Genomic DNA, 12,259 nt, shown 5'->3' on the forward strand with positions numbered 1-12,259 from the left:
CTCCTTATCTGTCTAGGTTAAGGGTGGTGTCTTGGCGCCCCCGAGCACCGGAAGCAGCACCTAATCAACTGGTGCTACAATGAATTTCAGACAAACATGAAACGACACCGATGAATTTCTGGCAGTCATTTTTCTCCTTCCATACTGTGAAGCTGTTACTATTCATCACAATTCTGTACCTAGTTATCTACGACTCTTTCAGCCTGACACCGATCATGCCTGATATCTCAGCGCGCGCGGATTTTAAACATTACCGGGTCGTTAAGGAGCGTACCGAGCGAGACGCTAAACGACTCGCCGATTTGCAACGTATCCAACTTGCCCTGGAGCGCTACATCAAAGATCACGGCGAGCCACCGACGCCAAAATCTTACCAAGAGCAAGATTGGCTCAACTATGACACCTCCACTGACGGCGAATTCTTAAGGTTTTTGAAGCCGGATTATTTACTCGAGGTACCGCGCGACCCAATAAACGAAGATACCGGCAAGAAAACCAAGGAAGAGGGGGCGGAAGTTAAGTACGGCTACTTTTACGCATATTTCCAGGGGGATAGTAAATGGGGCGAGAAAGAACGAGATAAGCATTTTTACGTCCTCGGCACCTTTCTGGAGAGCGGGCAGAGCCAAGCTTTCCTTAATCATGAGGTCGGCTATTTTGTTGGCCGAGTCTTAGAGCCATGAATCGCTTCTTGAACGCACTAGCCGTGTTTGGCGCCGTCGGGCTGATCGCCCTTAACACTTGGTATCTGAACAACCCAGTTCTCGGGATTTTTGGCCTCTTCGCTTATTGTTTTATTCTCAGCCGGCATTTTGGCGCCCGACTGGGCTTGGGGAGCAACCTCGGGCAGAACTTAGTCGGTCTACTTTTCTTGCTTGCCTCTCTCGCCCTGTTCGGTGCGGTACTGATCGCGGGTGCGGCGCTAACTAAGTCACTAACGATCGCCGCACTAGCGGCGCTCGGTCTTTTCAGCCTGGCCCCACCAATAAAGACAGTCGCCGTGGCTACTGAAGCGACGCCTACCGAGGACGACGACCAGCTCCTGCCACCACTGTTCAGTCGGATTTCTTTTGCAGTTTTTGTTGGTTCGGTCTTAGGAATGGTAATTATCCTGCTCTTTTTGCGTAACGGCGATTACTACTATCGCTATTGGGATATCCTGCCGATTAAGTATTGGGTAACGGCCGCCGTGGCGTTGGTGAGTTTTGCCTGTGTTTTAGTCGGTAAGTTGCCCCCGAAATTGAAACTACTTAGCATCGTCGCGTTTGGCTTAGTAATCCACGGGACGATCCTGATGCTTGCCCGAACTGAGTACGACGGCGACGGTTACCGACACCTATCGATCGAACGATACCTAACAACAGAGCTGCCACTGTACCAGCTGACCGCTCTAACTCTAACCGACATCATTTACCTAGGTTCCTGGGCACTAAACGTTATGGTTTCTTGGCTTACCCAAGTCCCAATAGACATTGTTCACAACTACCTGCCCTGGCTCTCTGTGTCGGTCTTCCCTCCGGTGTTGCTGTACCTTGCCGGCCAGGAAGTCTGGAAACGTCGACTGCCGGCGCTATTGATGGCAGTCGCGCCGCTGTTCTTCTACGAAGTAACTGTCCATGGGATGATCTCGAACCCAAAGTCGCTCGGCTACATACTCCTAATCTTCAACATCCTCCTGGCCCTAAGAACGATTAACTCACCTAGGCTTATTTGGCTGCCCGGCGCGATCGTCGCTTTTAGTAGCCTGATGACTTACCCCCTAACCGGGCTATTCAGCCTGATGGTATTCCTACTGAGTCTGTTTTCCCGATGGCGTTTCAGTCTCGGGCGAAATCTGTTTTTTATCATTATCTGCCTGGCAGGAGCCGCGGCCTTTCCTTATTTAGACTGGCAAACTGGTTCTAATTTTCCGTTCACAGATTGGGTAGATATGAGCGTCCAGCTTCTAGCCAAGTGGGCCTCGGTGATTCTACTGACAGGCCGGCAGATCTCGTTCCCGCTGTTGCTCTACTTCTTAGTCGGGCTTGGCCTGTTTCGGCTTTACGCCCAACCAAGTACGCGGCGTTATGTGCCTTTACTTCTCCTGCCGCTTATCGCGACACATTTGGCTTACGCCTGGCGTCTAAGCTTGCCGATTCAGCCAGCTTTTACAGCCCGAATTTACATCTCGCTCGCGGTATTCTTGATGCCGTTTATCGCCGGCGGCATTGCTTCCTTAAGCGATAGCGCCGGCGTGCTTCTCGGTAAAGCGCGAGGCAGCCTGATAGTTCTTGCGCTAGTGCCTTTATTCGTCGCCGCTACTCATGCCATCAGCCCAACCACCTGGAGTATTTCGACCCGAGAGATTGAGGCGATTAAAGCCATTGACGAAGAAAATCCTGATCGAAGCTACGTGGTTCTAACCGAAGAGATTACTTCCGCCGCGGCCAACGCCGTGCTTGGCTACACCGTAGCGCCGTACTACCGCTACCCGACCGGCGACCTCTTCCAGTTCTCAAGCGAAATCAGTTTACGACCGAGCATAGATACCTTGGAGCGAGCACGACGTCATTTCAACGTGAGAAAAGTTTACGTCATCACCAATCCGCTGCCGCCGTTTAACGATCAAGTAGCGCGTAAACGCTTCGAACAAATTCTGCCGGTTCACCTAAACTACGACAACCGGGTCTTTGTTTTCCGTTACCCAGGGCCAGTAGTAGAGCCGCGTGAGTCAGACAAAGAAACGCCGTAGCCAAATTTCCGCGTTATACCAGCGCCATATCGTCCGACTATGGTCTTTCTTGCCTGCTTGGTGCTCATCGAGCAGCGCTCGTAAGGCGGTTGGCTCGGCGTACTCCCAGATCATGAGCTGTTTTTGCTTGAAGAACTGTCTCATAGATCTAGCGAGTTCCTCGCGGAACCAGACCGATTCAGGTGTGACAAAACCCATTTTGTCTTGACGGGTACGTATCGCCTCCGGCACAGCCCCTTTAATCGCTTTTCTAAGGATTGCCTTAGTCGTACCGCGCTCAATCTTGTAATGGTCGGGCAAGCTGAAGGCGTACTCCACCAGGCGGTAATCCAGAAACGGTACCCGCGACTCGATAGAAAAAGCCATTGAGTTACGATCCTCGTAGTGCAGCAAGGCCGGTAAGCTTAGTTCACGAAAGAGATGGGCTAGATAATTGGTGAAAGCGTTCTCGTAACGACGCGGCACCTCTAGGCCGTGGAACTGATCCTTGAAAAATTCCCGCCGGAAGACTGGGGAGTTGTTGACTGAGGGGAGTGACGCGACTGAGCGTACGACCGGACGTGGCAACAAGAGAACGGCAAATGAGCGCAGGGCGTCAACAAGCGAGGACGGATGAAGGTGCTTGAAAGCGGCCAATTCACGGCCTAGCTCTAGCCAGTGCAGCTCCCTGAATAACTGGAAGAAGTACGAGCCAAAATAGCCGTGGTAGCCAGCTAGGAGCTCGTCGGCGCCCTGTCCGTCGAGCATCACTTTCATCTTGGCTTTTTTAGCCAGCTCAAACACTTTCCACTGGGCGAAAATGCTAGTTGAGCCAAACGGCTCGTCTTGATGCCAGGTCACCTTTTCTGCAAGGTCCAGCACCTCTTGTGGCTGTAAAAAAGTCTGATGAGCTTCAACGCCAGTTGCGGCAACTACCTGATCGATAAATTGACGCTCATCAAACCTCTTAACGTCGAAGCAAGAGGAGAAGACCTGTTGGGCCTGCCCGATGCTTTTGCCATCTTCTTGACGTAAAAACTTATTAGCCAGCCCGACAATAGCCGACGAGTCGAGTCCGCCTGACAAGCATGAGCCAACGGGGACATCGCTACGCAGCCTAAGACGTACAGAGTCGGTCAGTAATGCTTCAAACTGCTCCACAGGATCAGTGCTGGGTACGGCCGCGGGGCGCGGCAACTCCCAATACGACTTGATTTTATATTTACCGCCTTCGGCGACGAGATACTCGCCGCCTTTGAGCTGGTTAATCCCTTCGAACATCGTCTCAGTGGTGTGGTCCAAAAAACCGTAGAACAGGTAGTCGAATAAACGCGCCTTGTTCGGCCGAGACCCTTTGCCAAGAACCGGCAGGATCGCCTTGATCTCCGAGGCAAAGAGCAGCCGGCCGTTATCACTCGCCCAATACAATGGCTTGACTCCCATGCGGTCGCGGGAGAGAACTAGCCGCCTCTTCTTCTTGTCCCAAATCGAGAGCGCCCACATTCCGTTAAAGTGTTTGAAGCACTCCAAGCCATATTCTTGATAGGCCTTCAAGATCACTTCCGTGTCGGACTCTGAGGCAAACGTATGCCCCTTACTCTTTAGCTCGCTCATTAGCTCGCGGTAGTTATAGATCTCGCCGTTGAAACTGACGACCACTGATCCGTCGGTAGTTTTCATTGGTTGGTGACCGGCGCTCGTCAGGTCGATAATCGACAACCGGCGGTGGGCGAAGGCAACCTCTTCGTCGAGGTAAGTGCCGTGATCATCCGGACCACGGTGAACGATCGTCTCGATCATCTCGCCGATCTCGGCGGCAAGAACCTTTTTCCCTCTTAGATCCAGTACACCAGCAATGCCACACATTTAGAGCTCCCTTAGCAAAAGCCTAGCAACTGCTTGATGATCGTGGTAGCGCCGGGCGAAGGCGGCCGATCTGACGCCGAGCTTGGCTAGTTGGCTAGGGTCACTCGCCACCTGCTCGATCTGCTCTGCTAGTGTTTCGGCTGTGACGTTGATGATCGGGCAGTCTTTGAGGCCGCTCTTCTTGATTAAAATCGGCTCTAAAAAGCACATCACTGGCTTGCCAAGTGAAAGAGCTTCAACGGCCAGACTGCCGTACCAACCGATTTTTACTTGGTCGATAATAAGGTCTGCGCGGGAGATCTCGTGCAGGACTGTTTCGTGTGGCTTGCCTTCGATAAGTTTGAGTTTGATTAGATGGCCCTGACGTTGTAGCTGGCTAACCGCCGCGATGATGAAACTCGTGCCCTTAACTGAACGCTCCGTTGGGGCGTGAAGGAGGGTCAGCACTTTGCCGGGCTTCTTAGTTACGGTTGCTTTGGGCAAGATATGAGCGTACGGCAAAAACTTCGCGGCCTTAGCGACAAAGAGTAGATCTGGGTTAACACAGTACGTCTGATGGGCGAAAAGCTCCAAGTACCTCAAGCGCCACAGCTTTTTCCAGTCCGGGATCTTGGCACAGACCGGACAAGTTGCGGCGTGATCAACGACGATCGTTTTCTTTCCTTTGGTTGGATAGCTCATTTTTTGCAGTCGTATATCACAACCCTGGAAGATAAAAATTACTTTCTTACCGAACAGGCGCAGTAGCGGTAGATCGAGACTGTACGGCAGAAGACTCTGAGCAAAGTAAAAGTAAAAAACATCACAGCGCCTGAGGGCTCTTAGGAAAAAATGCCAGCGCCTTACAATTCGCTGAAAATTACCCAGGTCCTTCAGCTCAAGATCGATATCGGCGCCGTAATTGAAATAATTACGCTCCAAAACCATCGTCCTCGAGTTCTGCCCGAGCTCTTTCATACCTTTAGAAATTGCCCAAGCTTGCCCGCCAACATCGGTCGGAGCGTGCAAAATTGCCCGCTGTCCCATTAGTCGACAGCTCCCCTCGGGACACTACGCGTGCGCTTCCAAAATTTAAGGTCCACGGCGATAATCTGGCGCAGAATTTTCAGTTCTTCTCGGTCAACTGCGCCGCTCAACAGAACTAGGCCGGCAAAGGCTCCGAAGTAGGCGATTTTCCAGGCAGCCGTGACCAACCCCACGCCGTCAGGCAGCACGAACGTTAAACCAAAACCCAGAGCAACTACTGGCGCTAATCGTCCGATCCTACCCCAAGGCCAAGGGCAACGTAGGTAGCGCGACGAGACGGCGCCGTAGGTTATCGTTAAAACTAGATATGCCGCTAGCGTCGCCCAAGCGGCCCCCAACATGCCGAAATTTGGCACTAGCAAAAGATTGCCGCCGATATTCACTAGGGCGGCTAGTAGCGCTCCGATAGCGATGACCGAAGTGCGCCGAGCGATACTCATTCCTAGGGTTGTCAGCTGCGTGGTGGCAAAGACGACGTAGCCAAGCGCTAGAATCGGCACGACTTTAACCGCATCAAAGAAGGCCGCGGTGGTTAGAAGCTGTAGGATCTCTTGTGAGAACAGGGTGATTAATAAGGCAAGTGCCGAGAAGAATACCAGGACGTAGAGCAAGAACCGAGCAAAAAGGAACGGTGATTCTTTCGGCATTTCGGCGTGTTTCGAGAGGGCAAACGGCGCCCATGCCTGGGCAAAAGCGCCGATAAATAAGGTCATCATGCTAGCCACGCTGACGCCGACGGAATAGATGCCGACCTCTGATAAATCGCGTAAACGAGCCAGCAAAAAGCGATCCGAAAGGTCAACGACAAACAAGGCCGCCGCCGCTGGCACTAACGGCAACCCATAGCGCAGCATTTTTGTTAAACGCTCTCGATCGTAAGTAAAAGCGAGGAATCGCCGACCGAGAATGAGGGTGATGAAAAAGCCAAAGGCTGTACCAATCAAAAGACCGCCAAAATAGCCCATTACGCCCTGGCCTTGGAAAACTAGCCAGGCGGCGACGCCAAGCGATAAGATTCCGGTCAGAACCGTTGAGACCATAAATGGCCACGGTGTGAAAGTTAGCCGGAAGAAACTTCGTACTAGCTGAACAATGACGCCCAGGCCACTCGATAAGAAGGCGAGAATAATTAGCTCGTCGAGCTCACTATTGCCGAGTAGCCAGCCCGCTAATGGTTTGGCGAGTAAGATCCCGAGGGCCGTTAGAATAATCCCTAGGCTTAAAGAAAACCAGACGGCGGTAGCCGTGGCTTGTCGCTTGCCACTATCGCCCTTCTCGTCAAAATATTGCCGCTGTGCCGCCGAAACCATGCCGGCGTCGTTGATCAGGCCGACAACGGCCGTTAAAGCTACGAGAACGCTAAGAACCCCGTAATCGGTTGGGCTCAGAATCCTCGTAAAAATCGGCACCGTCACCACACCAAGGGCTCGGATAATCGCGTCGCCGAGGCCGTAAATGACGACGTTCTTAACGAGTGCGGAGCTCATGAGAGGCTTTTGATCGTTTTGTTTTTTTCGAATTCGACTTATTGGCCGGGCCTAGCTCGAGGAAGAAGTGCTTACTCCCCTGGTTCAAGTGGTCCTCTAAAAGAAAATAGTTTGTGGGGCGAAAATCGGCTGGCCTGAAGGAATCAAGTAGACTTTGCCGGGTAAATCTATGGAAGTGGAATTGGTCAGTTGGCCGATAATCGACACCGGCAGCAAGATACGGATTGAGAAATCGCCGCCCGGCATCGCCTAAGCGCCCCCGTGAAATCAAATAAACCACGTCCTTCAGGTAACTGGCGAGCGTAATGTTACGGCCAGGGCTGTATTCGAAAACAGTAATCCAAATAGAAACCCGGCTGTGAGGCTTAAGAACTCGTCGAATTTCTTTCATGACTGGACCTAGCTCGATGATGTGATCGAGACTGGTGGCTAAGACAACCTGATCAAAGACGTCGTCCTTGAAAGGCAGTTTCTCGGCAATTGCCTGGACAAAGTGGTACGGCCGCTCAATTTTACCCCGGAGCGGATCTAAGCCAATGAATGTTAGCTTGCGGTACCACTCTGGCTTGACGTAAAAAAGTGTCGGTTCAATACCGCAGCCAATATCAAGAACGACAGTATCGTCCTTGAAGTTACAGAACTCACCAAACTGCCCCGCAACCCGGTTGGAGAGAGCGATATACGTCGGATCCGGGTTCTCATAGTCTTCGAGTCCATGCTCCTGTTTCTCCTCCCATTCCTGCCACTTCGATCCTGACATTGCGCTGTGCGGCAGTAACACCGGCGAGTCGTGGTCGACTTGGAAACGATGCTGGCGCTTACAGACTAGCTCATCTCCAACCAGCGATAGTGGCCTGGAGCAGTCTGGGCAGATTAATAATTTAGCAACGGTGTCGTTCATTGCCGTCAAGCCTAATCCTTTCCCCTCACCGAGGCAACGTCGCCACCCCAGACCTCACGATATATTTTAGCCAAACGCTTGCCACCAGCTTTAAGTGAGTAAAACTTTTCCGCGAACTCCCGACCCTGCCGGCCAAGTTTTTCCCTCAAGGCGCCGTCGGTGATAAGGTTCTTCAGGGTTTCGTAGAGCGTGTCTGGATTGGTGTTGACGATCGGGCAATTGATGCCCTTTGGTAAGTAGGATTTCTTGCGGATATAGCAAAGTACTGGTTTGCCGAGCGCCATCGCTTCAATAGCGGTGAAGCCGTGCCAACCGATCAGAAATTGCTCGGCAAAGATATCTGCCTTGGCGTAGTGCTGCTTGGCAACTTCATTCGGCATTTTTTCGACGAGATCAAGCTCGACTGGATAACCTTCTTTTTTCAGACGCTTAACGATATCGATTAGGTAGTCTGAACCTTTGACGATTCGGTTATTAGGCGCGTGAACTATCGTTACAGCCTTCTTCTTGGGGTCGGGGTATTGCGGCGTCCAAGCGTCAGTATCAATTGGCCAGTAAAAAACGTCGTTACGCGACCCTGGCGTGTACTCAATCATGTCGCCCATCGAGACCATAAGATTAGCCCAAAGCGCGGCTGCCTTGATATCGGCGCGGACGATCCAGGCTGGGCGTTCGCTGTAGCCTTTCGGGTGAAAACTGTAACAGTGGTACTTGCCCAAAGCTCGGGTGATATCTTCCAAACGCACGTCGGCCCCATACGGGTAGACGATAATTTTCTTGCCTGCTAGCCGTAGAAGCGGGTACTCAAAGAATTTGATCAGCGGGTTAGGGTAGAGGAAGCCGCCGATGTAAAAGAAGTTAAACAAGTCATACCGCCAGCTTGCCCAGAGGAACGTGCCAAGCGGCACAAGGAAGCTCGTCAGATGGTTTTGGTACCACTTCGTCAGGTTATAGGTGAAGAGGTCCTTGTGGACAATATGGTAGGTCTGGTAAACGACGCTGTCGCTCTCGTATCCCGAGACGCGATCAGCTCGAACGTTGTAGTGGATATTGATAATTGGCACCGGCGCCCAGACAACCCGCGGTTTCTTGGGGCGAAAAAGTAGGTATTTCAGCCAACTTAGTGGCGCGATCACCACCAGGAAGATCGGTAAAACAACGGCTACAAAAAGCAACGCCTGAAACAAGGCGTAAATCCACATCACGATAGAAAAGATAATTCGCTTCATTCTTGAAGATTGATGGCGTAACCGACTTCAAAATTTTACTCTTATTCTCCCGATTATTAAAGGAGTGGCCAAGGTAGACCGGGGAGGGCGGCTATGTTATATTGCCTTGCGAATATAGCAACAAAATTAGAAAGGCTCTTCATGGCAAGCAATTCCAAGATCCTGAAAGAACACCCTGAAGTTGGCAAGCTCAAAGGCAAGAAGGTGGTCGTGACCGGCGGGGCCGGTTTTATTGGTTCGCACCTCTGCGAAGAGCTAGTTAATTTAGGCGCCGACGTCACTAGTATTGACGATTACTCAGCCGGCAAAGAGCGCAATCTTGAGTTTCTCAAGGAAGCCAAGAATTTTAGAGCGCTCAAAAAAGACGTCACCGACCAAAAAGACTGGGAAGACATCTTCGGCGACGCTGACGTCGTCTTTCACAACGCCGCTTCCAAGAAAAACATCTGCCTGATCAACCCTCATCGCGATCTGGAGGTTAACGCCGGCGGTGCTTTGAACCTGATGCAGCAAGCGATGAAGTATAAGGTCAAGAAGTTCGTCCACGCTTCAACGGGTTCAGTTTACGGCGAGCCAAAAGTTTTCCCCTCCAACGAAGAGCACCCGCTCGTGCCGGTATCGTATTACGGCGTCAGTAAATTGGCTGGCGAAAAGTACGTTTACGCCTTCCACCACCTATATGGCCTGAATACTACGGTGCTCCGCTACTACCACGTTTATGGCACTCGCCAGGAATCGAACGAATTCGGCGGCGTCGTCTCGATCTTCCTACGCAATATTATCGAGGGTAAGCCGCTAACAATCTTTGGCGACGGCACCCAGCAGCGAAGCTTCACTTGGGTCAAAGACATCGTCAAAGCCAACCTACTTGCCGCCGTCACCGAGCGCTCAAACGGTGAGGCCTATAACTGCGCGTCCGGCATTAAGGTCAGTATCAAAGAGTTGGCTGAAAACTTAGTCAAGATGATGAAGGCGCCAGGTGTCAAGATCGAGTACGGCGACTGGCTGGTTGGCGATGTAAAGTACTTTGACGTCGATAACTCCAAAATTCGCGATCATCTAGGGCTAAGTTTCGAAAAAGACTTTTGGGGCAACATGCAGAAAACCATCGACGAGTTCCTAGTCTATCTTGAGCGCGAAAAAAAGCTCGCCGCTAAGACCTCAAAAAAGTAAACTCATTTTATGTGTGGCATCACCGGGCTCATTACTTCGTCGACAGGTCTCGAGAAGCGCTTGAAGAAGATGGCCGACGTCATCAGCCATCGCGGTCCGGACGACGAGGGTTTCTGGATCGACGATAAGGGCGAGGTTGGCTTGGGTCACCGTCGCTTATCTATCATCGATTTATCGAGCGCCGGTCACCAACCGATGGCCAACGAGGATGGGACGGTCTGGATTGTTTTTAACGGCGAGGTTTATAACTTCGGTGACATCAAGCCTGAGCTTGAAGCCAAAGGGCATGTTTTTCGCTCCCAGACCGACAGCGAGGTACTGATTCATGCTTACGAGGAGTACGGCGAGAAGATGGTAGGCAGACTCAACGGCATGTGGGCGTTCATTATTTACGACACAAAAAACCAACGCCTGTTCGCCTCCCGCGACCGCATGGGCGTCAAACCGCTTTATTACTACCGCTCCGGCCAGGACTTAGTGTTAGGCTCTGAAATCAAAGCGATTCTTGCCTCAGATCTAGTGAAGCCGGCTGTTGATTTGGAGGGCTTGAACGAGTACTTCACTTTTCAGAATATCCTCAGCGAGCGGACGTTATTTGCCGACGTCAAGATGCTACCAGCCGGATATAATCTGACTTACGACCTCGCCAAGAAACGGCTCAGTCTCAGCCAATACTGGGACCTAAAATACGCGCCGGAGAATAAGAGTGAGGATGAGTTCGCCGAGATGATTACGGAGACTTTCCGCGAGTCGATGGATCGCCATCTCATTAGTGATGTGCCTGTTGGGGCAACAATCAGCGGCGGCATGGACTCCTCAGCAATTGTCGCTACTACGACCAAACATTTCCGTAATCTCGACACTTTCACCGGCGGCTTTGACACCAAGAACTTGGCTGAAGGTGATCGCTCGTTCGACGAGCGCGGCGACGCCCGACTAATCGCTAAGACTTTTGGCACTAATCACCACGAACGCCTAATTAGTCCGAGTGACGCCTTAGACTACCTGCCTTCAATCGCTTACCACTTCGAAGACCCGAAAGTCGCGATGTGCTACACCTTCTACCTGATCGCCGAGATCGTCAGCAAGGAGGTGAAGGTCGTTCTATCTGGTTCTGGTGGTGACGAGGCTTTTGCCGGCTACCCGTGGCGCTACCAACTTATTGAAGGCAAAACCAACCGCCACGACTTCGACCAAGCGCTATACGGCTGGTGGAGCCGGTTAGTTAAAGACCAAGACAAAAAGCGCTTCTTTACTCCAAGGGTCTTGGGCCAGATTGATTTAAAAACGCCGTTTAAAGAGTACGGCAAAATTATCGACGCCGCTGGCGACGTTTCGCCGGTCAACAAAACACTCTACTTCGAGAATAAAACCTTCCTGCACGGTATGTTGATGGTTGAGGACAAGATGGATATGGCCTTCTCCGTTGAGGGTCGGGTGCCATTTCTGGATAACGAGATGGTCGATATCGCCAGGCGGATTCCTGACGAGCTTAAATACCGCGGCGGTAACGGTAAGTATTTGTTGCGCAAGGCCTTCAAACAGCTCTTGCCGGAGGAAATTACCGAAAAGCGGAAGCAAGGCTTTACGCCGCCCGATCAGACCTGGTACCGCCGCGAGCTAAAAGATGACATTGAGGATCTGCTGATGGGCCAAAAAACCCTTAGCCATCAATACATTAACCCAACCTATATTCGCCAAGTTCTTGACGAGCATAACGCCGGCGCCGATAACCGCTTAATTATGTGGAGCCTAATGTTCTTTGAGTGGTGGTGCCGGATTTATCTTGACGGCCAAAAGGTACCAACTTTGGGTAACGAAAAAGTGCCCACCCGCGTTCAAGCCGGGTAGGCACTTTTGGAAGTGA

9 protein-coding genes are annotated in these 12,259 nt (G+C 51.7%); 4 read left to right on the forward strand and 5 right to left on the reverse strand.

What is annotated here, in order from left to right:
- Positions 1 to 110 precede the first annotated feature (110 nt).
- Both HY845_03890 and HY845_03895 read left to right on the forward strand, forming a co-directional pair.
- The gene (locus tag HY845_03890; protein QQG51672.1) at positions 111 to 683 is read left to right on the forward strand and encodes a hypothetical protein; all 573 of its coding nucleotides are present in this window, start codon (positions 111 to 113) and stop codon (positions 681 to 683) included.
- A complete protein-coding gene (locus tag HY845_03895; GenBank protein QQG51673.1) occupies positions 680 to 2,731 on the forward strand; it encodes a hypothetical protein in 2,052 nt (683 codons plus the stop codon). The genes HY845_03890 and HY845_03895 overlap by 4 nt, the downstream gene beginning before the upstream one ends.
- Here HY845_03895 and asnB (HY845_03900) read toward each other — a convergent pair.
- From asnB (HY845_03900) to HY845_03920, 5 genes are read right to left on the reverse strand one after another with little or no spacing between them, the layout of a single operon-like run.
- Positions 2,711 to 4,576, reverse strand: a complete 1,866-nt coding sequence (gene asnB / locus HY845_03900) for an asparagine synthase (glutamine-hydrolyzing) (GenBank protein ID QQG51674.1) — start codon at positions 4,574 to 4,576, stop codon at positions 2,711 to 2,713. The two genes, HY845_03895 and asnB (HY845_03900), sit on opposite strands and share 21 nt — an antisense overlap.
- The gene (locus tag HY845_03905; GenBank protein ID QQG51675.1) at positions 4,577 to 5,602 is read right to left on the reverse strand and encodes a glycosyltransferase; all 1,026 of its coding nucleotides are present in this window, start codon (positions 5,600 to 5,602) and stop codon (positions 4,577 to 4,579) included.
- Positions 5,602 to 7,089 carry a flippase gene (locus HY845_03910; GenBank protein ID QQG51676.1) on the reverse strand — a complete coding sequence of 496 codons (1,488 nt, stop codon included), beginning with the start codon at positions 7,087 to 7,089 and terminating at the stop codon, positions 5,602 to 5,604. The genes HY845_03905 and HY845_03910 overlap by 1 nt, the downstream gene beginning before the upstream one ends.
- Positions 7,070 to 7,990 (reverse strand): methyltransferase domain-containing protein, encoded by a 921-nt coding sequence (locus HY845_03915; protein ID QQG51677.1) that lies wholly within the window; start codon positions 7,988 to 7,990, stop codon positions 7,070 to 7,072. Before HY845_03915 ends, HY845_03910 begins: the two co-directional genes overlap by 20 nt.
- A gap of 11 nt (positions 7,991 to 8,001) precedes the next feature.
- Entirely contained in the window at positions 8,002 to 9,219 is a 1,218-nt protein-coding gene (locus HY845_03920; GenBank protein QQG51678.1) for a glycosyltransferase family 4 protein, read from the reverse strand.
- Positions 9,220 to 9,360: 141 nt separating this feature from the next.
- Between HY845_03920 and HY845_03925 the strand changes: the two genes are divergently transcribed.
- Positions 9,361 to 10,392 carry an SDR family NAD(P)-dependent oxidoreductase gene (locus tag HY845_03925; protein QQG51679.1) on the forward strand — a complete coding sequence of 344 codons (1,032 nt, stop codon included), beginning with the start codon at positions 9,361 to 9,363 and terminating at the stop codon, positions 10,390 to 10,392.
- A 9-nt stretch (positions 10,393 to 10,401) separates the two neighbouring features.
- The gene (asnB, locus tag HY845_03930) at positions 10,402 to 12,243 is read left to right on the forward strand and encodes an asparagine synthase (glutamine-hydrolyzing) (protein ID QQG51680.1); all 1,842 of its coding nucleotides are present in this window, start codon (positions 10,402 to 10,404) and stop codon (positions 12,241 to 12,243) included.
- The last annotated feature ends 16 nt before the right edge of the window (positions 12,244 to 12,259 follow it).

Source organism: Candidatus Berkelbacteria bacterium (assembly GCA_016432625.1).
Classification (GTDB): Bacteria; Patescibacteriota; UBA1384; order 2-12-FULL-50-11; family 2-12-FULL-50-11.